At 59.2% G+C, this 24,273-nt stretch carries 21 protein-coding genes; 11 read left to right on the forward strand and 10 right to left on the reverse strand.

Features of this window, described 5'->3' with window-relative positions:
• Positions 1–32: 32 nt before the first annotated feature.
• Both ACQZ5F_RS01715 and ACQZ5F_RS01720 read left to right on the forward strand, forming a co-directional pair.
• Entirely contained in the window at positions 33–464 is a 432-nt protein-coding gene (locus tag ACQZ5F_RS01715; protein ID WP_225246582.1) for a GNAT family N-acetyltransferase, read from the forward strand.
• A 123-nt stretch (positions 465–587) separates the two neighbouring features.
• Positions 588–2,456, forward strand: coding sequence for an ABC transporter ATP-binding protein (locus tag ACQZ5F_RS01720; RefSeq protein WP_062654279.1), 1,869 nt, complete (start codon positions 588–590; stop codon positions 2,454–2,456).
• 9 nt (positions 2,457–2,465) lie between these two features.
• Here the strand turns inward: ACQZ5F_RS01720 and ACQZ5F_RS01725 are convergent, their stop codons facing one another.
• Positions 2,466–3,398, reverse strand: coding sequence for an endonuclease/exonuclease/phosphatase family protein (locus ACQZ5F_RS01725; RefSeq protein ID WP_052818079.1), 933 nt, complete (start codon positions 3,396–3,398; stop codon positions 2,466–2,468).
• Between the two features lie 308 nt (positions 3,399–3,706).
• On the opposite strand from ACQZ5F_RS01725, the gene petA reads away from it, so the two are divergent.
• From petA to ACQZ5F_RS01745, 4 genes are all read left to right on the forward strand, one after another.
• Complete coding sequence (gene petA, locus ACQZ5F_RS01730; protein ID WP_046797949.1) at positions 3,707–4,285, forward strand: ubiquinol-cytochrome c reductase iron-sulfur subunit; 579 nt, start codon at positions 3,707–3,709, stop codon at positions 4,283–4,285.
• A 14-nt stretch (positions 4,286–4,299) separates the two neighbouring features.
• The gene (locus ACQZ5F_RS01735; protein ID WP_149900038.1) at positions 4,300–5,583 is read left to right on the forward strand and encodes a cytochrome b; all 1,284 of its coding nucleotides are present in this window, start codon (positions 4,300–4,302) and stop codon (positions 5,581–5,583) included.
• Positions 5,584–5,605: 22 nt separating this feature from the next.
• Positions 5,606–6,514 (forward strand): cytochrome c1, encoded by a 909-nt coding sequence (locus tag ACQZ5F_RS01740; RefSeq protein WP_149900039.1) that lies wholly within the window; start codon positions 5,606–5,608, stop codon positions 6,512–6,514.
• Positions 6,515–6,727: 213 nt separating this feature from the next.
• Positions 6,728–7,270, forward strand: coding sequence for an adenine phosphoribosyltransferase (locus ACQZ5F_RS01745; protein ID WP_045019026.1), 543 nt, complete (start codon positions 6,728–6,730; stop codon positions 7,268–7,270).
• A gap of 274 nt (positions 7,271–7,544) precedes the next feature.
• Here the strand turns inward: ACQZ5F_RS01745 and ACQZ5F_RS01750 are convergent, their stop codons facing one another.
• The 3 genes from ACQZ5F_RS01750 to ychF form a co-directional block, all read right to left on the reverse strand.
• Positions 7,545–8,012 (reverse strand): MaoC family dehydratase, encoded by a 468-nt coding sequence (locus tag ACQZ5F_RS01750; protein WP_448731015.1) that lies wholly within the window; start codon positions 8,010–8,012, stop codon positions 7,545–7,547.
• On the reverse strand, positions 8,009–8,482 hold the full coding sequence (locus tag ACQZ5F_RS01755; RefSeq protein WP_052818077.1) for a MaoC family dehydratase: 474 nt from the start codon (positions 8,480–8,482) through the stop codon (positions 8,009–8,011). Before ACQZ5F_RS01755 ends, ACQZ5F_RS01750 begins: the two co-directional genes overlap by 4 nt.
• Before the next feature lie 325 nt (positions 8,483–8,807).
• A complete protein-coding gene (gene ychF, locus ACQZ5F_RS01760; protein WP_448731014.1) occupies positions 8,808–9,911 on the reverse strand; it encodes a redox-regulated ATPase YchF in 1,104 nt (367 codons plus the stop codon).
• Between the two features lie 242 nt (positions 9,912–10,153).
• Between ychF and clpS the strand changes: the two genes are divergently transcribed.
• The gene (clpS, locus tag ACQZ5F_RS01765) at positions 10,154–10,465 is read left to right on the forward strand and encodes an ATP-dependent Clp protease adapter ClpS (protein ID WP_046797956.1); all 312 of its coding nucleotides are present in this window, start codon (positions 10,154–10,156) and stop codon (positions 10,463–10,465) included.
• 3 nt (positions 10,466–10,468) lie between these two features.
• Here clpS and ACQZ5F_RS01770 read toward each other — a convergent pair whose 3' ends face one another.
• From ACQZ5F_RS01770 to ACQZ5F_RS01790, 5 genes are all read right to left on the reverse strand, one after another.
• A complete protein-coding gene (locus ACQZ5F_RS01770; protein ID WP_225339673.1) occupies positions 10,469–10,921 on the reverse strand; it encodes a GNAT family N-acetyltransferase in 453 nt (150 codons plus the stop codon).
• Positions 10,922–10,928: 7 nt separating this feature from the next.
• Complete coding sequence (gene pth / locus ACQZ5F_RS01775) at positions 10,929–11,645, reverse strand: aminoacyl-tRNA hydrolase (RefSeq protein WP_225339674.1); 717 nt, start codon at positions 11,643–11,645, stop codon at positions 10,929–10,931.
• Between the two features lie 92 nt (positions 11,646–11,737).
• Entirely contained in the window at positions 11,738–12,466 is a 729-nt protein-coding gene (locus ACQZ5F_RS01780) for a substrate-binding periplasmic protein (protein WP_046797959.1), read from the reverse strand.
• Positions 12,467–12,482: 16 nt separating this feature from the next.
• Positions 12,483–14,870 (reverse strand): EAL domain-containing protein, encoded by a 2,388-nt coding sequence (locus ACQZ5F_RS01785; protein WP_225339675.1) that lies wholly within the window; start codon positions 14,868–14,870, stop codon positions 12,483–12,485.
• A 237-nt stretch (positions 14,871–15,107) separates the two neighbouring features.
• Complete coding sequence (locus ACQZ5F_RS01790) at positions 15,108–15,716, reverse strand: 50S ribosomal protein L25/general stress protein Ctc (RefSeq protein ID WP_046797961.1); 609 nt, start codon at positions 15,714–15,716, stop codon at positions 15,108–15,110.
• A 305-nt stretch (positions 15,717–16,021) separates the two neighbouring features.
• Between ACQZ5F_RS01790 and ACQZ5F_RS01795 the strand changes: the two genes are divergently transcribed.
• The 3 genes from ACQZ5F_RS01795 to adh all read left to right on the forward strand — a co-directional run bounded on the left by ACQZ5F_RS01795 (position 16,022) and on the right by adh (position 20,843).
• A complete protein-coding gene (locus tag ACQZ5F_RS01795; protein WP_046797962.1) occupies positions 16,022–18,106 on the forward strand; it encodes a putative bifunctional diguanylate cyclase/phosphodiesterase in 2,085 nt (694 codons plus the stop codon).
• 106 nt (positions 18,107–18,212) lie between these two features.
• The gene (locus tag ACQZ5F_RS01800; RefSeq protein ID WP_046798415.1) at positions 18,213–19,172 is read left to right on the forward strand and encodes a helix-turn-helix domain-containing protein; all 960 of its coding nucleotides are present in this window, start codon (positions 18,213–18,215) and stop codon (positions 19,170–19,172) included.
• A 153-nt stretch (positions 19,173–19,325) separates the two neighbouring features.
• Complete coding sequence (adh, locus tag ACQZ5F_RS01805; RefSeq protein ID WP_046797963.1) at positions 19,326–20,843, forward strand: aldehyde dehydrogenase; 1,518 nt, start codon at positions 19,326–19,328, stop codon at positions 20,841–20,843.
• Between the two features lie 132 nt (positions 20,844–20,975).
• Here the strand turns inward: adh and ACQZ5F_RS01810 are convergent, their stop codons facing one another.
• Entirely contained in the window at positions 20,976–23,240 is a 2,265-nt protein-coding gene (locus tag ACQZ5F_RS01810; RefSeq protein WP_349506711.1) for a methyl-accepting chemotaxis protein, read from the reverse strand.
• A gap of 187 nt (positions 23,241–23,427) precedes the next feature.
• On the opposite strand from ACQZ5F_RS01810, the gene ACQZ5F_RS01815 reads away from it, so the two are divergent.
• The gene (locus ACQZ5F_RS01815) at positions 23,428–24,267 is read left to right on the forward strand and encodes a glycosyltransferase family 2 protein (protein ID WP_046797965.1); all 840 of its coding nucleotides are present in this window, start codon (positions 23,428–23,430) and stop codon (positions 24,265–24,267) included.
• The last annotated feature ends 6 nt before the right edge of the window (positions 24,268–24,273 follow it).

The following is a 24,273-nucleotide window of genomic DNA, read 5'->3' on the forward strand; positions in this document are numbered from 1 at the left end:
TCGGACTTCGAAACCGGAGTAAAGGGATGCGAATGGAGCTGATATCACCGCAAGAATCCACCCCTTCCGAGTTTACGACCGAGTGGCGTGGAGCCTTCGAGAATGTTGAGGTCAATGCCCTTCATGCCGAGTGCTTTGCGCATCGGCTCCTCGCTGATGACTGGTGGTCGCAGGTCAACCGCTTCAGTCTCGGCTGGGTGTGCACCCGCCATCTGGGGAGGCTCATCGGGTTCGTCAACATCGCATGGGATGGCGGGGGCCACGCGTTTGTTGTCGATACAATGGTGTCGTCTGCTTTCCAACGCCAGGGCATTGCAAAGGTGCTGATAGGGGAGGCGGTTAATCAGACGAAAAATGCCGCCTGCGAGTGGCTTCACGTGGATTTTGACCCGCATCTCCGGCAATTCTACTTCGACGCCTGCGGGTTCCGCCCTACGGACGCTGGACTCATCGCCCTGAAGTAGCAAGATCGCCTGACATCCGTTTTCATTCCCGCCCTTTTCATTTCACGAATGTTACCGAAATATAATCTCTTCCCAAAGGCTCTGCGGCTGTTCCGGCGACGGGAATCCGCCTATATCCGGATGATGGTCATTACGCGCATCTTCGAGTTCTTCGAGAACTGGATTAGGCCCTTCGCCCGCAAGGACGACCTGCGGCCGCCTGAAAACACATTTGCTTTCATCTGGTTTTATATTTCGCAGGCCAAGGCGCCGTTTTTCGCCATGCTGGTGCTGGGCGGGCTGACGGCGGCCATCGAGGCGGCGCTGTTCTGGTTCGTCGGGCGGCTGGTGGATATTCTCTCGACCGTGAAGCCGGAAGAGGGCTGGGCCGGGCTGCTTTCCGCCCATGGTGGCGAGCTGGTGGGCATGCTGGTGTTGATCGGCGTCGTGCGTTTTATCGTCACGATGATTACGGCGCTGGTGGACCAGCAGATCATCACGCCCGGCTTTTACAATCTGGTGCGTTGGCAGTCCTACATGCATGTGGCGCGGCAATCGCTTTCCTTTTTCCAGAACGATTTCTCCGGCCGCATCGTCACCAAGGTCTGGTCGGGCGGGCAGGCGGCGGGTGATCTCGTCACCTCGCTGATGGAAAGCGTCTGGTTCGTCGGGATTTATTCCGTCTCGATGCTGTTTCTGATCGGTGGGCTGGACTGGCGGCTTGCGGTCGTCGTGCTTGTCTGGGTGCTGATCTTTTCGGCGCTGGCGCGTTATTTCGTGCCGCGCATCCGCTACCATTCAAAAGAGACGGCGGAAGCGGCCTCCATGCTTTCCGGCCGTATGGTGGATGCCTATAGCAATATCCAGACGCTGCGGCTGTTCGGGCGTGATGATGCGAATGACCGCTACATGCGGCAGGGCTTCGACATCTTCCAGAATGCCACCATGACGTTCACGCGGTTCATCACCGGCGTGCGCGCCTCCATGGCGTTGCTGTCGGGCGTGATGATCACCTCCATGGCGGCGCTGTGCATTGATCTGTGGCTGTCCGGCAGGATCAGTTCCGGTGCGGTGGCCTTCACGCTGGCGCTGGTGCTGCGCCTCAACTTCCTGCTCGGTCGGTTGATGACGCAGTTCAACGGCATCATGCGCAATTTCGGCACGGTGCAGAATGCCGCCGAGTTGATCTCGCAACCGATCGGCCTCACTGACGCGCCGGGTGCGGCGGTGCTGGAGGTCAAAAAGCCGAGTATCCGCTTTGAGAATGTCAGCTTCCATTACGGACGGGCAAATGGCGTCATCGACAATCTCAATCTCGAGATCCAGGCGGGCGAAAAAGTCGGTATCGTCGGACGCTCCGGAGCGGGCAAATCCACCCTCGTCAACCTGCTCCTGCGGTTTTACGACGTCGAGAAAGGCCGTATCCTGATCGACGGGCAGGATATTGCCAAAGTGACCCAGGAATCGCTGCGCGCCCATATTGGCATGGTCACACAGGATACCTCGCTTTTGCACCGCTCCATCCGTGACAACATCATGTTCGGCCGGATGGATGCCACCGAAGCGCAGTTGCGGGAAGCAACGCGCCGGGCCAAGGCGGATGATTTCATCGAGAGGCTGGAAGACCAGCGCGGCCGCATCGGCTTCGATGCCCATGTGGGCGAACGCGGCGTGAAACTCTCCGGCGGCCAGCGGCAGCGCATTGCCATCGCCCGGGTGATGCTGAAGGACGCGCCGATCCTCGTGCTCGACGAGGCGACCTCGGCGCTCGATTCTGAGGTGGAGGCGGCGATCCAGAGCAATCTGGATGAGCTGATGCAGGGCAAGACTGTGCTCGCCATCGCTCACCGGCTATCGACGATCGCGGCGCTGGACCGGCTGATCGTGATGGATCAGGGTCGCATCGTCGAACAGGGCAGCCACTCCGATCTGGTCTCGCAGGGTGGACTTTATTCGGAGCTTTGGGCGCGGCAATCGGGTGGTTTTCTCGCTGCCGAGGAAGCTGCCCAATAAAGGCGCGCGCTATTTTCCGATCATGAAATCCGCCATCAGTCCGTAATGATTGGAGCCGAGGCTGTCGGGCAGGCGGGTCGTCTTCATCAGGATTGCCGGCGCACGGGCGAAGATGTGGTCTATGGCGATGCCGAAGCGACCGGCTTCCGTTGGCCAGGTGGCGGGTTCGAAGGTCGCTTTCTTCAGTTCGTTGGCGGCGAGGAAAGCGCGCATATCGGGGGCGATGCTCGCCGAATTGAAGTCTCCCGCCAGAATGAGCGGCCCGGTGACGCGAAAGAGAATTTCGCTGACCTCATCCAGCTCATCGCGGTGATAATCGTCGAAATAGGGTTTGGTGATGTGCCCGGCGGCAAGCGTCAGTTCCGTGCCGTCGACATCGACGCTGGCAATTGCGAAACGGTCGCGGCGCAGATCGCTAAGGCTGTGGAAACGGCCTTCCAGCAACGGCCGCTTCGACAGGATCAAAAGGTCGCAGGTCGGCGTTCCCGAATAACAGCCGAGCCTGTGGGGATAGGTTTGCTCAAGCCGTGGCAGAGCCGATTGCAGCGCTGCCGCCTCGAACAGATAGACCGCATCCGCGCCTGATTCGATAATGGTGTCGGCAATCGCATCCGCGTTGGCGGCATTGTCCATCAGCACGTTGAAGGACAAAAGCCGGAAAGGCCTCGCATCCGATGCCGGATTGGCGGATGTGGAGAATTCCATCAGCATGGCGATGGCGTGGATGGCAAGTGCCAGTGACCAGACGACGAGCAGGGCGGAAACCGCGTCGCGCGTGAACCAAAAGACGAGGCACGACAACAGGATACAGACAATGGCGATGTGGAGCTGGAAACTTGTGACGAAGGCGAGAAGCCAGAAATCCGTCACATAACGCAGGCTGGCGATGAAAAGAACGGCAGCCACCATCGTGGAGACCATGCAAGCGAGCTTCGCCGTCATTCGAATCCCTGCTTTCCGAGCTCTCCCTGTGCGTCTCGTAACATGGGGCACAGGCGGGCACAATGTTGCCCACCTGCCAAGGCTCGGGAAAAATGCGAAACAAATCGGCCCCCTCAGGCAGAATTACGGCAGCTTTGTGTGCTTTGCTCTTGCCAAGTCAGTCAATATTTTGCGATCAAACACAGTGACGCGGTTTCTTGATGCCGCAGTTGTGTCCAGGACGATGGGACGGAGTTTGTCCTGGATCAAATCATAGCGGGAGGACTCATGCGATTTACGGCAAAAACAGCGCAGAGGATGGTGTAGCGGTGAGCGAGCACGTAACCAATCACGACGCCTCGGGTGAACCGACCCGTCGCGATTTTCTTTATCTAGTAACCGGAATGACGGGCGCCGTTGGCGCTGCTGCAGTCGCATGGCCTTTCATCGACCAGATGCGTCCCGATGCATCGACGCTGGCGCTCGCTTCCATCGAAGTGAATGTCGCGGCGGTCGAGCCGGGCATGTCGCTTACCGTGAAGTGGCGCGGCAAGCCGATTTTCATCCGCAACCGCACGGAAAAGGAAATCGATGAAGCCAAGGCGGTCGCTCTCGGCGACCTCAAGGATCCGGTGGCACGCAACGCCAATATCGCCGTCGACGCCCAGGCGACGGATGTTGACCGTTCGGCCGGTGAGGGCAAGGAGAACTGGATCGTCATGATCGGCTCCTGCACCCATCTCGGTTGCGTTCCGCTCGGCCAGGCCGGCGATTTCGGCGGGTGGTTCTGTCCCTGCCATGGCTCGCACTACGATACGGCGGGCCGCATTCGTAAGGGTCCGGCGCCGCAGAACCTCGCCATCCCGACATTTGCATTCACATCCGATACCGTGATCAAGATCGGATAAGGGGACAGATATTCATGAGTGGCCATTCCAGTTATCAGCCGTCCACCGGCATCGAGAGGTGGATCGATTCGCGGCTTCCCTTGCCGCGCTTGATCTATGACAGCTTCGTTGCCTATCCTGTCCCGCGTAACCTGAACTACGCTTACACCTTCGGTGCGATGCTTTCCGTCATGCTGATCGTGCAGATCCTCACCGGCGTCGTGCTTGCCATGCATTATGCCGCTGAAACGACGGTTGCCTTCAATTCCGTCGAAAAGATCATGCGTGACGTCAACCACGGCTGGCTGCTGCGTTATATGCACGCCAACGGCGCGTCGTTCTTCTTCATCGCGGTCTATCTGCACATTGCCCGTGGTCTTTATTACGGGTCCTACAAGGCGCCGCGCGAAATCCTCTGGATTCTCGGCTGCGTGATTTATCTCCTGATGATGGCGACGGGCTTCATGGGCTACGTGCTTCCCTGGGGCCAGATGTCCTTCTGGGGCGCGACCGTTATCACCGGCTTCTTCACGGCGTTTCCGCTGATTGGTGAATGGATCCAGCAGTTCCTGCTCGGCGGCTTTGCGGTGGATAATCCAACGCTCAACCGCTTCTTCGCGCTTCATTACCTGCTGCCCTTCATGATCGCGGGTGTCGTCATCCTGCACGTGTGGGCGTTGCATGTGACCGGCCAGACCAACCCGACCGGTGTGGAAGTGAAGAGCAAGACCGACACGGTTCCCTTCACGCCCTATGCGACGCTCAAGGATGCGCTCGGCGTTTCGGTGTTCCTCATCGCCTATGCCTGGTTCATTTTCTACATGCCGAACTTCCTCGGCCACCCTGATAACTACATCATGGCCAATCCGCTCTCGACGCCGGCGCATATCGTGCCGGAATGGTATTACCTGCCGTTCTACGCGATGCTGCGCGCCATCACCTTCAATGTCGGGCCGATCGATTCCAAGCTCGGTGGCGTTCTCGTGATGTTCGGGGCGATCATCGTGCTGTTCTTCCTGCCCTGGCTCGATACGTCGAAGGTTCGCTCTGCCGTCTATCGTCCGTGGTACAAGTTGTTCTTCTGGATTTTCGTGGTCAACGCCATCCTGCTCGGCTGGCTGGGTTCACGTCCTGCGGAAGGCCTCTATGTCGTCATGTCGCAGATCGGCACGCTGTACTATTTCGGGTTCTTCCTCGTCATCATGCCGATCCTCGGTCTGGTCGAAACGCCGCGGCGTATTCCGAATTCGATTACCGAGGCCGTTCTTGAAAAGAACGCCGCCAAGAAGGGTGCCGCGCCAGCGGCCGCCCAGATCTGAGCGCGAAGGAAGGATGACGACAATGAAGACGCTTCTCACGAGCATCGCGCTTATCGCCGCCATTGGCTGTTCCGCCGCCGCTTTTGCGGCGGAGGAAAGCCACGACCTCGCCACCAAGACCGAACATGCTATTGTCGGCAGTCACTTCCCGGTCATCAAGCCCGAGGAGCAGAGCTGGTCCTTTGCCGGACCTTTCGGCAAATACGACAAGGGCCAGCTGCAACGCGGTCTCAAGGTCTATAAGGAAGTCTGCTCCGCCTGCCATTCGATGAGCCTTGTTTCCTTCCGCACGCTGGGAGATTTCGGTTATTCGGAAGATCAGGTGAAGGCTTTCGCTGCCGAATATGAAGTGCAGGACGGCCCGAACGCCGATGGCGAAATGTATAATCGCAAGGCTGTGCCTTCCGATCATTTCCCTTCGCCGTTCCCGAACCATGAGGCGGCAGCCGCCGCCAATGGCGGGGCCGCACCGCCCGACATGTCGCTGCTTGCCAAGGCGCGCGGTGTGGAGCGCGGGTTCCCGCAATTCATCATCGACATGATCCCGATCATCGGCGGTTATCAGGAAGGCGGCCCGGATTATATCCATGCGCTGCTGACCGGATATCAGGATGCGCCGACGGGTATCAAAAACTCGGATGGTTCGGACTACCAGGTGCCGGAAGGCACGCACTTCAACCCGTATTTCGTCAGCGGTCCTTCCTTGAAGATGGCGCCGCCGATCAGCGCCGATCAGGTGACATACGACGACGGTGCGCCGCAGACGGTGGATCAATATTCCAAGGACGTGTCCGCCTTCCTGATGTGGGCTGCGGAGCCGCATCTGGAACAGCGCAAGCGCACCGGTTTCATGGTCATGGTGTTCCTGTTCATCTTCACGGCGCTGATCTATCTCACCAAGAAATCGGTCTACGCCCGCAAGGAACATTGAGCCGGTTTTAAATGGCTGCAATCACTGGCCCCCACGGTCTTACCTTGGGGGCCTTTTCATGTGTTGGGATGTCATGACGGTGATCCGCTCCCGATATCTGCCAGTGGCGTCGCGCGCTGACGGTCGTTGGTCCTTTTTAGTTGGTCCGCAGCCGTCAAGTTGATAGGGTGCCCCGAACCTTCTGATCCATTTCCCATTGTAACTGGAAATACCATGACCGTTATCGCTTCGGAGCTTTCCGCTGCCATCCGCTCCATTCCCGACTATCCGAAGCCGGGCATCATCTTTCGGGACATCACCACATTGCTTGGCAATCCCCGGGCTTTCCGGCGGGCGGTGGACGAGCTTGTGCAGCCCTATGCGGGAACGAAGATCGACAAGATCGCCGGCATGGAAGCGCGCGGCTTCATTCTGGGCGGGGCGGTGGCGCATCAGCTCTCGGCCGGTTTCGTGCCCATCCGCAAGAAGGGCAAGCTGCCGCACACCACGGTACGGGTTGCCTACAGCCTGGAATATGGCGTGGACGAAATGGAAATGCATGTGGACGCCGTGCAGCCCGGCGAGAAGGTCATTCTGGTCGACGATCTGATCGCGACCGGCGGTACTGCGGAGGGTGCGGTCAAGCTTTTGCGGCAGATGGGCGCGGATATCGTTTCCGCCTGTTTCGTCATCGATCTGCCCGATCTCGGTGGCCGCAAGAAACTCGAAGACCTCGGCGTCGAGGTGCGGACGCTGGTGGAATTTTCGGGACATTAAGGCGTGCGGGGCGTTACCCCCCTCTGCCCTGCCGGGCATCTCCCCCTCAAGGGGGGAGATCGGCAAGACGTACTCCCACCGCTTCATTCTTAAACGTTGAGATGGGCGAGACCTTGCCACAAATCGATCTCCCCCCTTGAGGGGGAGATGCCCGGCAGGGCAGAGGGGGGGTAACGCCCCGCATGCCTCAGAGCGTTTTCGCTTTTTTTGAGTCGGGAAAACGCTCTGAGGCCTGTCCGGGGCAATCGGCAGCAGCCATTTTGCCCCGGTGGGTTTATTCGAACTCCAGAACGCCGCTCTGGAAGGTCATCACGGTTTGGCCCGACTGGTTCACGCCCTCATTGAAGGTGGTGTTCAGCCAGATGCCTGCTCTTGATTCCAGCGGGCGGGCATCGAGCAGGGTGACGAAATAGGTCACATCATCACCGGCAAACAACGGCTTCTTCCATTTGAGCTCTCGAAACCCCGGAGAGGGGCCGAGCCGCGGTGGCTCAATGCCCTGCTGTTTCAGCCTTTTGACCTCTTTTGCCCAATGGGACAGGAAACACTTCATCCAGCCCGCGCCCGTGTGCCAGCCAGAGGCGCAGAGGCCGCCGAAAACGCTGTCCCTGGCGGCTTCGGCATCAAGATGGAAGGGCTGCGGATCAAAATCGCGGGCGAAGCGAATGATGTCTTCGGCGGAAAAATGCAGCGTGTCGAGGGTGACGCGCTCGCCGATCGGGGATAATTCTGCCAGTCTCATGCTGCAAGGCCTCCGTCTGCCCGCATCAGGAACATTACGGTGTTTTCGCCCTGCGCGACCAGAATGCCGCGCTGATTGTAAAGCTCATGGCGGAATTTCACGAGGCCGATGCCAGCGCGCGACGCGGAAGGGCGCTGTTCCAGAACGATGGATTTTCCCGAAAGCGTGTCTCCGGCCAGAACCGGCTTTTTCCAGTCGACGTAATCGATGCCGGGGCTGCCCTGCGAGGTTGAATTGGCAATATAGCTGTCTGCCATCATCCGCATCAGCAGGCTGCAGGTGTGCCAGCCGGAAGCCGCCAGCCCGCCGAGAATGCTCTGACGGCCGGCTTCTTCGGAAAGATGCATGGGTTGCGGATCGAATTCGCTGGCGAAAGCAATGATCTGCTCTGCGGAAATCGATTGCGGTCCGAGGGGGAATTCCCGCCCGACGGAAAAATCCTCATAGGTGTAAATCGCGACCGGCGTCATGGCGTCCTCCCTTCGCACAGTCAATGTCGGCGCATCTAAGATGATTTTTCCCTTTACGTAAAGGTCAAATCGAAGCCGGAAATGTGGGAATGGGAAGGTGATATGAAGAGAGTTAGCGCGTCTTGCTTCTTCTCCCCGCCGGGGAGAAGGTCGCGGCAGCGGGATGAGGGGGCGAGGGTCGAGAGGTACGGCAACGTTGCCCCCTCATCCGACCCTTCGGGCCACCTTCTCCCCGGCGGGGAGAAGAAACAAGCGGCAATGTCCGGGGTAATTCGATTAGCGTTACATAACGAAACGGACCGATCACCACCCCGCCCAAACCAGATCAGGTGTTGAAGCGGAAATGGATGACGTCGCCGTCCTGAACGACATATTCCTTGCCTTCGTCGCGCCCCTTGCCGGCTTCCTTGGCGCCAACTTCGCCCTTGTAGGCGATGTAGTCGTCAAAGCCGATGGTGAAGGCGCGGATGAAGCCGCGTTCGAAATCTGTGTGGATGACGCCGGCGGCGGCGGGGGCCTTGGTGCCACGCACGATCGTCCAGGCGCGTGTTTCCTTCGGGCCAACGGTGAAATAGGTGATGAGGTCGAGCAGGTGATAGCCGGCGCGGATCAACCGGTCGAGACCGGCCTCGTCAAGACCGAGGGCCGAGAGGAATTCCTCGGCTTCATCGGCCGGAAGCTGTGCAACTTCAGCCTCGATCGCCGCCGAGATGATCACGCATTCAGCGCCCTGCTGCTTTGCCATCGCTGCGACGGCCTCGGTGTGCTCGTTGCCGGACGATGCATCGGCTTCCGAGACGTTGCAGACATAAAGCACCGGGTGCGACGTCAGAAGATTGAGGCTTTTGAGGATTTCGATTTCCTCGGCCGCCAGCGTCTTCAAAAGCAGGCGTGCCGGCTTTCCGTCGTTCAGCAGCGCGATGACGGCTTCCATGACGGGAAGCTGGGCGAGGGATTCCTTGTCCTTGCTGCTGGCGCGCTTGCGGGTCTGCTCGACGCGGCGTTCCAGGCTTTCGAGGTCGGCGAGCATCAGCTCGGTCTCGATTGTTTCGGCATCGCCGACCGGGTTGATGCGGCCTTCCACGTGGGTGATATCGTCGTCTTCAAAGCAGCGCAGTACGTGTACGACGGCATCGACTTCGCGAATATTGGCGAGGAACTTGTTGCCGAGACCTTCACCCTTCGATGCGCCGCGCACCAGGCCGGCAATGTCCACGAAGGAGATGCGGGTCGGAATGATTTCCTTCGAACCGGCGATGGCCGCAAGCTGCTGCATACGCGGATCGGGCACCGCAACCTCGCCGGTGTTCGGCTCGATGGTGCAGAAAGGGTAGTTGGCGGCCTGTGCGGCGGCCGTTTTCGTCAGCGCGTTGAAGAGGGTGGACTTGCCGACATTTGGCAATCCAACGATACCGCATTTGAAGCCCATGGCTTGAAACCTGTCCGTTTGAAAGAATTCGTTGAGGAGCCTTTTGCGGAAAGGGCAGGGCAAGGTCAAGCCCGCGGGCCGATTTGGGCTGGCAAAGCCCTGCGAAAGGTGACGATTTCCGGGCAGGCTTGCCGATAGCGCGGTTGCGGCGCAATATAAGCGGGTCCAAAGCGCGATCTTTCGCCATCCAGCGGGATTTTCCCCTGAACCACGATGATGAACCACCATGACGAGCGACAATCATGAGTGACAGTCCTGTCGATCTCAAACCGAAACCGAAAGTCAAACCGAAGCTGGAGCGGCCGAAGCTCTACAAGGTCATGCTGCTGAATGACGACTATACGCCGCGCGAATTTGTCACCGTGGTGCTGAAGGCCGTCTTTCGCATGAGCGAGGAAACCGGCCATCGGGTGATGATGACGGCGCATCGCTTCGGCAGTGCGGTGGTTGTCGTCTGTGAGCGCGACATCGCCGAGACCAAGGCCAAGGAAGCGACCGATCTTGGCAAGGAGGCCGGTTTTCCGCTGATGTTCACCACCGAGCCGGAAGAGTAAACATTAGTCCTGCCGGATCTGAAAGCCGGTCTTGTTCTGCACAAAACCGCAGCTTTCGTAAAAGGCATGAACCGCGGGGTCGTCGCGGCCCGTCAGCAGCATGACCTTGTAACAGTTTACGGCAAAGGCGGCCTCGATGGCATGGCGGACGACCATGCGGCCATATCCCCGGCCGCGCAGCGCTTCCAGCGTCACCACATTCTCGATGAGAGCATAGGGGCGGGCGGCGCGTGTCAGGTTTGGAACAATCAGAAGCGTGGCGGTCGCAACCGGCTGTCCGTCATGCATTGCCAAAAACACGGTCAGGCCGGGCTGGTTGAGCATGGCGGCGAAGGGCGCACCAGCCTCATGCATCGTCAATTCGGGGTCCGACGGATTGAGCGCCCGGTAAAGCTCAAGCAGGCCGGGCAGATCGCCGGGACCGGCGTCGCGCAGGGCAATGGTCTCTGAAGCCATTAGCGATCTAGTCCTTCTTGCCGAACATTCGCTTCAGCATTTCTGCCATCGGCCCGGTTTCCGGCAGCTTTTTCGGCTGGGCGCTGTTGCGCGCCTGATGGATGTGGGACTGCCCGGCGGGTTTGGCCGCCTTCACCGGTTTTTCTGCCTCCGGCTTGCTGCCCGTGGCAAGTGCCAGCTTGTTCATCAGCTGCGAATCCTCACCCTTCACCAGCATGGCGGCATTGTCGGCAATGGCGTCCAAAAGCGGATCGAGCCAGACCCGGTCGGCCTTGGCGAAATCGCCGAGCACGTGGCCGTGCACCCGCTCCTTGTCGCCGGGATGGCCAATGCCGAGGCGCAGGCGGCGGTATTCCTTGCCGCAATGGGCATCGAGCGATTTCAGGCCATTATGGCCGCCATGACCGCCGCCCGTCTTGATGCGCGTGCGGCCGGCGAGAAGATCGAGTTCGTCATGGATGGCGATGATGTCGCCCGGCGCCAGCTTGAAGAAGCGCATGGCCTCGCCGACGGATTCGCCGGAAAGGTTCATATAGGTGAGCGGCTTCATCAGCAGAACCTTCTCACCGGCGATTTCACCTTCGGAAATCTCCGCCTTGAACTTTCTCGCCCACGGCGAAAAGGAGGGCAGGCGCTGCAGCGCGTCGACGGCCATGAAACCAATATTGTGGCGGTTTCCCGCATATTGTGCGCCGGGATTACCAAGTCCTGCGATGATCTTCATGGGGCATGTCCGCGTTTTACCTGATGCTGCTGTTGTCACCATCCCGAAATCCGCCGGCTGTCAATCTTTTTATGGATTTGCGGGATGTCGCTTCAGGGGCTGACGAGATTGTAGCGGTCGAATATCCGCTGCTGCGTTCCATCAGCGATCAGCCTGTCCAGCCGCGCCTGTAACTTTGCGATAAGCGCGTCGGGAACGCTTTTGTTGCAGGCTAGGCCCAGCTGTTGCCGCGTCAGGGTAATCACTTCCCTGAACGTGCCAACCGGCAGGCTTTTGAAGGTACTTTCCGACATGGGCATCAGGTCGATGCGCCCCGCTTTCAGCTTGTGAAGCGTGATCTGGAAATCAGCGCCGACATCCACCTGCGGGAAGCCGAGCGTTTCCAGAAGGGTTTCGGTATAGTCGCCACGCTGGGTGCCGACGCGGTATTTCTTCGCGTCCTCAAGGCTGGAGACATTGATATCCGCTTTACGGCGCGCCACGAGAATGTTGCGATCGCTGTGAATAGGCGATACCCATTTGAAGAGTTTTTCCCGCTCCGGCGTCCGCGCTGTGGCGAAGACGCAATACATGGTCTGTGTCGTGGCCAGGGCAATTGCCCGCGCCCAGGGCATGACAGCGACTTCATAGCTGGTGCCGGTTTCCTCCAGCACGATCTTCAGCTGATCGAAATAAACGCCGTGGACGCTGCCGTCGGCAGCCTGCTGATTATACGGGGGATAGACTTCTGTCGTCAGGAAAAGCTTGGCCGCGCTGGCCGGCCATGGGGCGAACGGGAGTGCGAGAGCAAGAAAGATCAGACAAATGCGGATCAATCCCATGGCTCTTCCCACCGCCTCACGCTTGCCGTGCCGCGACGCGGCCAATATTGGATATTGTGTCCAATGTAGTGATCAGCCGTTCGACGGGCTGTGGCCTTGCGAAGAAATAACCCTGTCCGTAGTCAGCGCCTATTTCCGTCAGAAGTTCCTTCTGCTCTTCCGTCTCGACGCCCTCGGCGATGACGGTGCAGTTCATCTTGTGCGAGATGGCCGCTATGCCTTCGACCAGCATGCGGTTGCGCTGCCTGATTTCCACTGCGTCGTCGCAGATGGAGCGGGTAAAGGACTGGTCGATCTTGACGATATCGACCGGAAAACGGCTGAGATAGCTGAGCGAGGAATAACCCGTGCCGAAATCATCCAGCGCGATGCGGCAGCCCAGCTGGTGAATGGCGTTGAGGATCGCCCGGATTTGCGGGTCGTCCTTCATGATGACGGCCTCGGTTATCTCGATGACCAGTCGCCTGGGAAGAATGCCGTGCCGGTGCAGAACGCCGGCGATCCGCGTCGGCAAGCCCGGTTCGAATTGCAGCGGTGAAAAATTCACTGCCACATAGGTCTGTTCCAGGCCCGGCAGACGCGACAGCCTGGCAAGATTGGCGATCGACTGATCGAGAATGACATTGCCGATGCGATGGATGGTGCCGTTTTCTTCCGCAAGGCTGATGATGGCGGCGGGGGAGAGCAGACCCTTTTCCGGGTGGTTGAGACGCAGCAAGGCCTCGAAGCCCGCCGTTCCGCCGGTTGCGAGGTCTTGAATTGGCTGGAAATGCGCCTCGAACCAGTCTTCGGAAAGCGCCTGTGCGATATCCCGCTCCAGTTCCGCATGTTCGCGCGCCCGGTCCATGATCGAACTGTCGAAGATCTGCGAACCGTTCTTGCCCGTTCTTTTGCGGCTATACATGGCCATGTCGGCATTTTGCAGAAGCTCGGCGGCGCTGTTGGCGTGCAGAGGATAAACCGCCATGCCGATGCTGGCGCTGAGGCGGATGCTGTTGCTGCCGATCTCAAAAGGCGTATCCAGTATGGCGCAAATCCGCTCGCAGAACTGCAAGGCGCGCTCTTCTACCGTGTCGCCGGCAAGCAGGATGGCGAATTCATCGCCGCCCAGACGCGACGCGCTGTCCAGCGGTGTCAACAGGGGTTCGAGTTTCAGCGTGAATTCACGCAGAACCGCGTCGCCCACCGCATGGCCGAGATTGTCGTTAATGGCCTTGAACCGGTCCAGATCGATGAACAGGCAGGCCAGCTCGCTAGCGTTCCTGTCCGCTTCACGGATTTGCAGGTCGAGGATCGACTCAAAACCCTGACGGTTGAAGAGGCCGGTCAGATGGTCGGAAATGGCCTGCTGGCGGTTGCGTTTTTCCGACTGGCGCAATTCGGTCACGTCAGTCATGACGCAGAGGCATGTGCTCTGCTGTGCCGCGTCGCCGGAATCGAGGGCTTTTTCGAGGATGAGCGCATCCATGACGCTGCCACCCATGCAATGAAAGCGGATGGTGATGCCGACATGCGAAGCCTCGGGCAACTGTTGCGTCGCCTTGCGTTCCTGGAACAGGGAACGGTCATCCGGGTGGATAAGATCGGCGAAGTTGAGGCCGAGTATCCTGGCGCGGTCATAACCCGTCGCCTGCACCCAATAATCGCTGACTGCGGCAATCCGATCATGCCTGTCGAGCGAGAACAGCATGGCGGGTGTCCGGTTGTAGATTTCCGTCTTGCGCTCATGGGCGTTCTTGATCTCCAGCTCTTCCTTTTCAAGCTGGGTCTGCATTTCGTTGAAGCTTTTCGCCAGCCGGCCGATTTCATCCTTTGAGCGCCAGTCGACATGGTGGCGGGAGCCGAGACGCCGTGTCGCCTCTATCGCTGCGGCAAGCCGCATCAGCGGGCGGATGACCATGAAGCGGTTGCCGGCAATGGCCGCCAGAACGATGGTCAAGATGGCCAGAACGAAAATCGTGATGAAAGCCATCTCGGTGCGGCTGAGAGAGGTGAGAAGGCTGACATTGTCGTAATAGACCGTCAGTTCACCGACGGTGACGGTGCCCTTCGTCGTCTTGTAGGTCACCTCGCGCGTCGTCGAGGCGGCATCCTGAATAATGTCGCTACCAGCCGTCTGCACGATATCGAGCTGGCCGGACGTATCCTTGACCTCGACCATCTTGATCATCGGGTCGGAAACAAGGGTTCCGGTAATCTGATTTATGGTGTCGTCGTCCATATCCCAAAGGGGACGGGCGAGCGCCTGCGAATTTGTCGACAGCAGAATCTCAAGGTGATTGCGCTGGCTACGGATGGCCTCGTTGTAGGAGAGCGTCAGCAAAAGCGTAAAGAGCGGAGCGACCACTGTAAGAAGTGCGCCGGAAACAATCGCGATAAAGCGGCTTTCGACGGAATGAGCCATGTTAGATTGCAGCTACCCTTTGCCCCAGAATTTTTGCGCGCCATTTTCGTCCGTCCGGAGTTTCCACAACGGCGCAAGGGTATCGTTTCATGGAAGTGTTAATCGACGCTAAAACAGGGTGGGCATCCCGCATGGTCCGCAGGTTTTCTGTCTTTAAAGTTCATAAAAACTAAAAGGCCCGTTCCGAAAACGGAACGGGCCTCAATGCGCAAATCTATTCGGCCTTGCGGCCACCGATTATTCTTCGGAAGCTTCTTCGGTCGTTTCTTCTGCAACGCCTGCGGCCGGAGCGACGATCGTTGCGATCGTGAAGTCACGGTCGGCGATCACAGGCGAGATGTTCTTCGGCAGCTTCACATTCGAAATGTGGACGCTGTCGCCGATCTTCAGACCAGACAGATCAACCGTGATGAATTCCGGAATGTCGTTGGCCGGGCAGTGGAATTCCACCGTGTGGCGAACGATGTTCAGAACGCCGCCGATCTTGATGTCCGACTTTTCTTCGTTTTCGAAGTGAACCGGAACTTCAACGTTGACGAGCGTGTTGCCCGAAACCCGCAGGAAGTCGACGTGCATGGTGAAGTCGCGGACCGGATCAAGCTGGTAATCCTTCGGGAGAACCTTGATCTTCTTGCCGTCGACGTCGATGATCGCAACCGTCGTCATGAAACCGCCGGCGTGGATACGCTTGGTGACTTCGTTTGTCGACAGGGCGATGGAAATGGGGGCCTGCTTGTCACCATAGATGACAGCGGGAATCAAACCGTTGCGGCGAAGTTCACGAGAGGACCCCTTACCAACTCGTTCGCGCGCCTCGGCCTTGAGCTCATACGATTCTTTGCTCATGGCAATTCCTTTCGAGGTTATATGGAGAGTTCACGCCGACAATGCGGCCTGAACTGGAGAGGCCATAAAGCCATCCCGCCCGCGTTGCCTCCAAGGGTGTCTACACGGGTGCGGGCGCTATAATACAAAAGGGCCATAAAGACAAGAGCAGCCCGCTTTTCATGGGAGTCTAGTCAGGATTTTATTAGTTACAACTAATTCACTCGTTTGTTGCAACTTTTAATATGTGCTTATCCATGCATATAAACTCGCTGAAAACCTGGCAAATGATAAAGCTGCACAAAATTCCAATTGTGTAGATAACAATGCTGACAGTTCTCCAGTGCCTCGCCATCGATCATGACTTCCGATACACCGCCGCAGCGGTCTTCGTCTGCATGCTGGGAAGCTTCGTGACGATACGTCTTTTTTCGAGGGCGCGTCTGGCGACCGGGCTCCAGAAGGTCAATTGGCTGTTTCTGGCGGGCGTGAATGGCGGTGCTGCAATATGGACCACCCATTTTGTGGCGATGCTGGGTTATTCCGCGGCAGGCGAGGTGGGTTACGATCCCTATCTGACGGGACTTTCGCTTCTTATCGCCATTACCACGACGACCGCCGGCTTCGGCATTTCCGCCTATGCCGGACGTAGCGTGCTGGTGGAAGCCGGTGGCGTCATCCTGGGTCTTGGTATTGCGGCGATGCACTACACCGGCATGGCTGCTTATAATGTACAGGGCATGATTTTCTGGAACCAGGCTTATGTCATCGCCTCGCTGGTGCTGGGGGCGGTGCTGGGGGCGATTGCGGTCAACAGAGTGGCGCGGCCGCTTAACCGGTTCTGCCAATATAGTGCGGTGACGTTTCTGATCCTGGCCATCGCCTCGATGCATTATACCGGCATGGCCTCGATGTCCTTCGCGTTTGATCCTCGCGTCGTCATTCCCGAGAATCTGCTGCCGCCGGCCATTATGGGCGGAGGAGCCATCGCGGTCACGCTTCTGCTGCTGGCGCTCGGTCTTTCCACTTATGTCATCGATGCCCAATCCACCCAGCAGGCGGTTGCCCGCTATCGTCATCTTTCGCTGCACGATCCGCTGACGGGCATTCCCAACCGCGCGGCCTTCATCGAACATCTCAACCGCCGCACACGCCATCTCTCCCTGGGCGCGCATACCGCACTTCTGTCCATCGATCTCGATCGCTTCAAGGAGATCAACGACGTGCACGGTCACGCCGCGGGCGACGCGGTGCTGCGCGCCATTGCCGACCGGGCGAGTTCCGTGCTGAAGGCCGGGGAGTTTCTGGCGCGTATGGGTGGCGACGAATTCGTGGCGATGACCCATTCCTATTATACCCGCGCCGATGGTGCGGAATTCGCCCAGAGACTGATCGAGCAGATCAGCAAGCCGGTCGAGTGGAATGGGCAGACATTTTCCGTGGGCGCAAGTGTGGGTATATCCGTCCGCAACAGCGGCGCCATTGACGCCGATACGCTGATGGCGCAGGCCGATGTCGCCATGTATCGGGCAAAAAGCGGCAGTTCGGATACGATCTGCTTCTACGACAAATCCATGGACGAGGCCGCCCGCGAGCGCAACGCGCTTGCCATTGCCATGCGCAGTGGTCTCGCCAATAAGGAGTTCGAGCTTTATTACCAGCAGCAGAACGATACCAAAAGCGGCAGCATCGTCGGTTTCGAGGCGCTCTTACGCTGGAAACATCCCGAGCGGGGCATGATCTCTCCCGCCGAGTTCATTCCGATTGCCGAACAGACCGGCTTTATCGTCGAACTCGGCGAATGGGTCCTGCGGGAAGCCTGCGTGCAGGCGGCGCTGTGGAAGAAATCGCTTGCCATCGCCGTGAACGTCGCGCCGCAGCAGCTCGCGGACAATGATTTCCCTGAAAAGGTGGAGAGGATCATTCTGGAGACGGGACTTGCGCCGGAAAGGCTTGAGCTGGAAATCACCGAAGGCAGCATCATCGCCGACCATCGCCACGCGCTTGTCACGATCCGCAAACTCAAGGCGCTCGGCGTCAAGATCGCCATGGACGATTACGGCACGGGCTATTCTTCGCTATCGACCCTGCAGAGTTTCCCTTTCGACAAGATCAAGATCGACCGTGCTTTCATCGACGGCCTGGCGACCAACGTGCAGTCGGAGGCGATTGTCCGCTCGACGCTCATTCTGGCGCATAGTCTCAATATTCCGGTGCTGGCGGAAGGGGTGGAGACCAAGGCCCATATCGAATTCCTGCGTCGTGAAGGCTGCCTGCAGGTGCAGGGCTTCTTTTTCGGCAAACCCGGTCCGCTGAACTCCATCGCCAATCTCGTCGATGACACGTTTCTTTCGGTTGAGGAGGAAACCGACGTGAGTGACGGCCGGCGTTACTTCAAGACGGCTCGATAGGCTGGCCGCAGCCCGCGGTTGCGCCCGGCCTTGCCGGTCGCAAAGTTTTTAGTTGAAACATGAACGCTTCCAGCGCACCATCGCCGAAAAGCTTTGGGAGGAGCGTATGCCGACCGACATCGCCCATGCAGAACGCGTGTATGAAACAGCGCGCCACCGTTCCGCAGCCGCAAGTTCTCCGATTGTCGCTTCATGGCGCCGCTGCATGGTCAAGCATCGTCTTGCGCCGGAGGAAAACCGCAAACCGATCTTCCTCAGCGAGTTCGAATTTCGCCGCGCCCGCGAAAGTGCTGCGGGCCTGATCGCCGAAAGCACCGACGAACTCGATCGTATCTTTCACAGCGTCGGCAAATCCGGCTGCTGCCTGCTTTTAACCGATGCGCAGGGCGTTGCGCTGGAACGGCGGGGTGCTGCCAGCGACGACCGGGATTTTCGGGCGCTCGGTCTCTGGTCCGGCGCCGTCTGGAGCGAAGCGAGCGTCGGTACGAATGGCATCGGCACGGCGCTTGTCGACGAGCGCTCGGTGGTGGTCTATCGCGACCAGCATTTCTTCACGTCAAACACCGAACTCTGCTGCACCACCGCGCCGATCCGCGATCACACCGGCCGGGTGACGGGTGCGCTCGATATTTCCACCTGCCGTGACGACATCAATGAAATGACTTTCTCCTTCGTCACCCAGGCGGTGAGGGATGCGGCGCAGCGCATCGAGGGCAATCTTTTCCGCCGTGCCTTTCCCGGCGCACGCATCGTCGTTGTGCCGACCGGTTTCGGTGCGGCGCTTTCGCTGCTGGCGGTGGATCAGGACGATCTCGTTCTCGGTGCGACACGTGCCGCCCGTCTTGCGCTGAAGCTCGACGACCATGCCATCGCGCAGGGTTTGCCCGCTGCCGATATTCTGCAGGAAGAGCGTCATGACAGCGGTTCCGACCTTGCGGAAGCGGAGCGTTCGGCACTGCGGCGGGTTCTGTCACGCACCAATGGCAATGTCACGCAGGCCGCATCCCTGCTCGGCATCAGCCGCGCCACGCTGCATCGCAAGATGAAGAAGCTTGCCGTGCATTGAGGCTGTTTAAGCTGTCCTGCGGCGGGTCTGTCGCAGATGTGAGACAATGTGCGCTGCGGAACCGCGCCGCCCCTCTACCCGACCGTACTATCTAGGCCCACCTTCCTCTCATGCGGTCCGTCGCGGATCGTTTTCATCAGGGAGGATGAAATCATGAATATTCAGGTTCAGCAGAAAGCCGGCGAAGCGCCCTTCAAGCTGAAATACGGCAATTACATCGGCGGCAAATGGGTGGAGCCGAAATCCGGCCGCTACATGGACAATCTTTCCCCCGTCACTGGCCACAAGATCTGCGAAGTTCCGCGTTCAGATGCATCCGATATCGAATTTGCGCTGGATGCCGCCCACAAGGCCCGCGACAAATGGGGCAAGACGAGCATAACCGAGCGTTCCAATATCCTGCTCAAGATCGCCCAGCGCATCGAGGAAAATCTCGACCTCATCGCCCGGGCCGAAACCTGGGATAACGGCAAGCCGCTGCGCGAGACCACCAATGCGGATATTCCGCTGGCCATCGACCATTTCCGTTATTTTGCGGGCTGCATCCGTGCGCAGGAAGGCACGATCGGCCAAATCGACAACGACACCGTCGCCTATCATTTCCATGAGCCGCTTGGTGTTGTCGGCCAGATCATTCCGTGGAACTTCCCGATCCTCATGGCCGCCTGGAAGCTTGCACCCGCGCTTGCCGCCGGCAATTGCGTGGTGCTGAAACCGGCGGAACAGACACCTGCTTCCATTCTGGTGGTGATGGAACTGATCGAAGATCTGCTGCCGCCCGGCGTCCTCAACATCGTCAACGGCACGGGCCTCGAAGCCGGCAAGCCACTGGCGCAGAGCAACCGCATCGCCAAGATCGCCTTTACCGGTTCCACCTCGGTCGGCAAGGAAATCATGCGTTATGCGGCCGACAACGTCACCAACATCACGCTGGAACTGGGCGGCAAGTCGCCGAACATCTTCTTTGCCGATGTGATGAACGAGGACGATGCCTTCCTTGACAAGGCGCTCGAAGGTTTTGCCTTCTTCGCGCTCAACCAGGGGGAGGTCTGCACCTGCCCGTCGCGTGCACTGGTGCATGAATCGATCTATGACCGCTTCATGGAAAAGGCCATCAAGCGCGTTCAGGCCATCAGCCAGGACGATCCGCTCAATCCGTCGACCATGCTGGGCGCACAGGCCTCGCAGGAACAGTTCGACAAGATCATGAGCTATCTTGAAATCGGCAAGAAGGAAGGCGCCAAGGTGCTGACCGGCGGCGACCGCAAGACGCTGACCGGCGACCTCAAGGACGGCTATTATATCCAGCCGACCGTCTTTGAGGGCAATAACAAGATGCGCGTCTTCCAGGAGGAAATCTTCGGCCCTGTCGTTTCCGTCACCACCTTCAAGACAGTGGAAGAGGCGCTCGAAATCGCCAATGACACGGTTTACGGACTGGGTGCCGGCGTCTGGAGCCGTGACACCAATATCGCCTATCGGGCTGGTCGCGGCATCGAGGCGGGTCGTGTGTGGACCAATTGCTACCACGTCTATCCGGCGGGTGCGGCATTCGGCGGCTACAAGCAGTCGGGCATCGGTCGCGAGACCCACAAGATGATGCTCGATCACTACCAGCAGACCAAGAACCTGCTCGTTTCCTATAGCCCGAACAAGGTCGGTTTCTTCTGAGCTCCTCCCCGGAAGCCGGCAAGGGTCATCGTGATCTCCCGTCGCCGGCGCGTTCCCAGGGGCTTTGGCCCCTGGGAGCCCGGTACAAATAAAAAGGCCGGAGGTTTTGCCTCCGGCCTTTTTCGTTGCGGCTTATGCCGCGTAACGCTGGTCCCGCTGTTGGCTATGGCCGACGGAGAATTGCCCTACCTGTTCGGTCAGGCCATCCGCCTCGTTTGCCAGCGAGAAGGCTGCTGCCGTGGTTTCCTCCACCATGGCCGCATTTTGCTGCGTCACATGATCGAGTTCATTGACCGAGGCATTGATCTCGCCAAGGCGGCCGGATTGTTCGCGCGATGCGGTGGCAATCGCGCCGATCTGGTCGTTGACCGACTGGATGCGTTTCTGGATCTGCTCGAGGCTTTCGCCGGTCTTCAGCACCAGCGCCACGCCGCTTTCCACATCACCCGCCGAGGTGGCGATCAGTGTGGTGATGTCGCGGGCGGCGGCTGCCGATTTCTGGGCGAGCTCGCGAACTTCCTGCGCCACGACGGCAAAGCCCTTTCCGGCTTCACCGGCACGCGCCGCTTCCACGCCGGCATTCAGCGCCAAAAGGTTGGTCTGGAAGGCGATCTGGTCGATGACGTCGATGATCTGGCGGATCTTGGACGAAGAGGTCTCGATACGCTCCATGGCGACGATCGCTTCTTTCACGACAGCCGTGGATTTATGGGCGTCCTGCATGGTTTCCGCCGTCGTACCGACTGCGACATCGCAGCGTGAAAGCGAAACATTGACGGCCTGCGTCATGTCGCCGAGAGCCGCCGCGGCTTCTTCAAGGGCGGCCGCCTGACGTTCCGTGCGCCGCGACAAATCTTCCGATGCGCTTTTCAGCTCGCCGGAGCCGGAGCGGATGGCATTGGCGCTTTCGCCGATATTGGAGATTGTCGTTTCCAGCCCCGCCATCGAGTTGTTGAAGTCGATGCGCAGATGATCGAGCGAAGGTACGAAGGATTTTTCAATACGCAGATCGAGCCTGCCGGCTGCAAGATGGGCAAGGCCGGAGGCAAGCGCATCGACCGCCTCTTCCAGTTCCTTGGCGCTTCTCGCCTTTTCCATTTCCCGCTGGGCGCGTTCCTCGTCAAGTTCCTCGCTCTTGCGATGGGACTCGGCTTCCATGTTCTGCTTGTCCAGAATGCCCTGACGGAAGGATTCCAGCGCGCGCGCCATGGTGCCGATCTCGTCGCCACGGGAAACCGCCTTGATTTCGATGTTGTTTTCACCGCCGTTCAGGCGTTCCATCAGCCCGGCAAGGCCGGTCAGCGGCTTGGTGAGGCTGGCGGACACGAAGATACCGACAAGTGTCATGACGGCGAGCACCGCCAGTGTCGCCAGCGTCGCCCAGAAGGCCAGATCATTGGCGGCGGCGAGAACCTTGCTTTCCTGCTGGCCGATTGCCAGAAGATGCTTCTGTCCGAAGACGGAGACCGGGCGATAGGCATAGAAGATGTTGCCCGCAGGCGTATGCGCCATTAGCGTTCCGGCATCGCTGGTGCCGGAGAGGGCCGCGAGGCTTTCGGAAACGGCGGCGTCTGCGCCGCCCGAAAGCACGCCTGCCCGGCGTTTGCCATCTGCAGTCAAGAGAACGGCGTCATCGATGGACTTGCCGGTTTCCTCCGGCGTGACCACCGCACCGATGCGGTCGGCTGAAATGCGCATGATGACGGCGCCCTTGCGCTGCAACTGGCCCCAGTTGGAGACCGCGAGCGGCATGCCGACCATGGCCGAATCATTCGCTCCACCGGTAAATCCGGTCGTGCTGACGATACCGTCCTTGCCGGCTTCCACGCGGTCGAACAATTCCTTGATCGCGCTGTTCTCCGGGTCCGTGACATTGGTCAGGAAGTTCTTGCCCTTGGTGACGGAATAGATAATCAGCCCGGTCTTGTCGATCACATAGATATCGCTGACCCGGGTGTTGCGCCAGACGCTGGCGATGGTCGCGTTGATTGTCGCGTGGCGAATGGCATAGAGCAACCGCAATCCTTCGCCGTTGAAGGAGGCGCGCTCCTCCTCGGAGACACCTTCGCGGCGGAAGGCCTGGATGATCGCATCCTTTTCCGTCGGCACGACATTGGTCATGGTTTCCAGCGCCTGGGCGATAGCGGCATTTTGCGACAGTTCGGAAATGCTCTGTTCAACCCGCAGGGTATAGGCATCAAGCTGCTTGGACTGGTTTCCTGCAACCGTCTCCAGCCTTATTTTGCTGGCGTCGATCAGGCCCGACTTGCCCATCTCATAGGACAGCAGCCCCACGGACAGGCAGGAAACCAGCGTTGCGCCCGTGACGAGCGCCGCGAATTTAGCCTTGATTGACAATGATTTAGCTCTGACAGCAGTCGGATTTGCACCCGGCATCTGTTTCCTCCCCCAAAAAAACGTTGCCGCAGCGTCGCAACAATTGTTTACGGCCACGTTAAAGGGCTGAAATTTGTATGATTATTTCCCGCATACCGCGAAAAAATCGCTGACCTGCAGCGGTGTCGGGCCCGTAATAAAACTGCAACAGAACGGGCGCATACCGTGCAAAGTTCAACGGTCGTTCATGTTCATGCAAGCTTTTCGCGCTCCATCTCCTGCCACTATCGATGATGTTTGCGGAACCCGCGCAGACGGATGTGACGGAGCCACCTTGCGATCGACGCCGGATTTCGCCGTTATCGTGCCCATGCACAATGAAGAAGCGAGTGTGGAAACGCTCGTGGCGGAGATCGTGGCTGCGTGCCAGCCGGTCGGCCAGTTCGAGATCGTGGTGGTGGATGACGCCTCCTCCGACCGCACGGCGGATGCCGTTCTTGCGCTCGGCGATCGTTATCCCATGCTGCGGCTGGTGCGGCACAACCGTCAGGGCGGGCAATCGGCGGCGATCCATAGTGGTGTACAGGCGGCGCGCGCGCCTGTTATCTGCATGCTTGACGGCGATGGCCAGAACCCGCCGGACAATCTGCCTGCACTTCTCGCGCCGCTTCTTTCCGCCAATGCCGCCGGCCGTCTCGGGCTCGTCGCCGGCCAACGCGTTGGCCGACGCGATACGCTTGGAAAACGGCTTTCTTCCCGCTTCGCCAATGGGCTTCGGGCACGGATATTGAAGGACGGAACGCGCGACACCGGCTGCGGCCTCAAGGCCTTCCGCCGCGACGCCTACCTCGCCTTGCCCTATTTCGATCACCATCACCGCTATTTCCCGGCGTTGTTTAATCGCGATGGCTGGCAGGTCGCCCATGTCGACGTGACGCACCGTGCCCGGCAGCATGGCAATTCCCATTACACCAATATCGGCCGCGCGCTTGTCGGCATCCACGATCTGATCGGCGTTGCCTGGCTGTTGCGCCGGCGCAAGCGGGCAAGCTGGGCCGAAACTTTCAAAACGGAGACATCGCCGTGAATACAC

Source organism: Agrobacterium sp. 22-210-1 (assembly GCF_053522525.1).

Coding starts and splice junctions, on each gene's coding strand:
- ACQZ5F_RS01715 (WP_225246582.1), top strand. CDS start 33: ATGGAGCTGATATCACCGCAAGAATCCACCCCTTCCGAGTTTACGACC.
- ACQZ5F_RS01720 (WP_062654279.1), top strand. CDS start 588: ATGGTCATTACGCGCATCTTCGAGTTCTTCGAGAACTGGATTAGGCCC.
- ACQZ5F_RS01725 (WP_052818079.1), bottom strand. CDS start 3,398: ATGACGGCGAAGCTCGCTTGCATGGTCTCCACGATGGTGGCTGCCGTT.
- ACQZ5F_RS01735 (WP_149900038.1), top strand. CDS start 4,300: ATGAGTGGCCATTCCAGTTATCAGCCGTCCACCGGCATCGAGAGGTGG.
- ACQZ5F_RS01740 (WP_149900039.1), top strand. CDS start 5,606: ATGAAGACGCTTCTCACGAGCATCGCGCTTATCGCCGCCATTGGCTGT.
- ACQZ5F_RS01745 (WP_045019026.1), top strand. CDS start 6,728: ATGACCGTTATCGCTTCGGAGCTTTCCGCTGCCATCCGCTCCATTCCC.
- ACQZ5F_RS01750 (WP_448731015.1), bottom strand. CDS start 8,012: ATGAGACTGGCAGAATTATCCCCGATCGGCGAGCGCGTCACCCTCGAC.
- ACQZ5F_RS01755 (WP_052818077.1), bottom strand. CDS start 8,482: ATGACGCCGGTCGCGATTTACACCTATGAGGATTTTTCCGTCGGGCGG.
- ychF (WP_448731014.1), bottom strand. CDS start 9,911: ATGGGCTTCAAATGCGGTATCGTTGGATTGCCAAATGTCGGCAAGTCC.
- clpS (WP_046797956.1), top strand. CDS start 10,154: ATGAGTGACAGTCCTGTCGATCTCAAACCGAAACCGAAAGTCAAACCG.
- ACQZ5F_RS01770 (WP_225339673.1), bottom strand. CDS start 10,921: ATGGCTTCAGAGACCATTGCCCTGCGCGACGCCGGTCCCGGCGATCTG.
- pth (WP_225339674.1), bottom strand. CDS start 11,645: ATGAAGATCATCGCAGGACTTGGTAATCCCGGCGCACAATATGCGGGA.
- ACQZ5F_RS01780 (WP_046797959.1), bottom strand. CDS start 12,466: ATGGGATTGATCCGCATTTGTCTGATCTTTCTTGCTCTCGCACTCCCG.
- ACQZ5F_RS01785 (WP_225339675.1), bottom strand. CDS start 14,870: ATGGCTCATTCCGTCGAAAGCCGCTTTATCGCGATTGTTTCCGGCGCA.
- ACQZ5F_RS01790 (WP_046797961.1), bottom strand. CDS start 15,716: ATGAGCAAAGAATCGTATGAGCTCAAGGCCGAGGCGCGCGAACGAGTT.
- ACQZ5F_RS01795 (WP_046797962.1), top strand. CDS start 16,022: ATGCTGACAGTTCTCCAGTGCCTCGCCATCGATCATGACTTCCGATAC.
- ACQZ5F_RS01800 (WP_046798415.1), top strand. CDS start 18,213: ATGCCGACCGACATCGCCCATGCAGAACGCGTGTATGAAACAGCGCGC.
- adh (WP_046797963.1), top strand. CDS start 19,326: ATGAATATTCAGGTTCAGCAGAAAGCCGGCGAAGCGCCCTTCAAGCTG.
- ACQZ5F_RS01810 (WP_349506711.1), bottom strand. CDS start 23,240: ATGCCGGGTGCAAATCCGACTGCTGTCAGAGCTAAATCATTGTCAATC.
- ACQZ5F_RS01815 (WP_046797965.1), top strand. CDS start 23,428: ATGTTCATGCAAGCTTTTCGCGCTCCATCTCCTGCCACTATCGATGAT.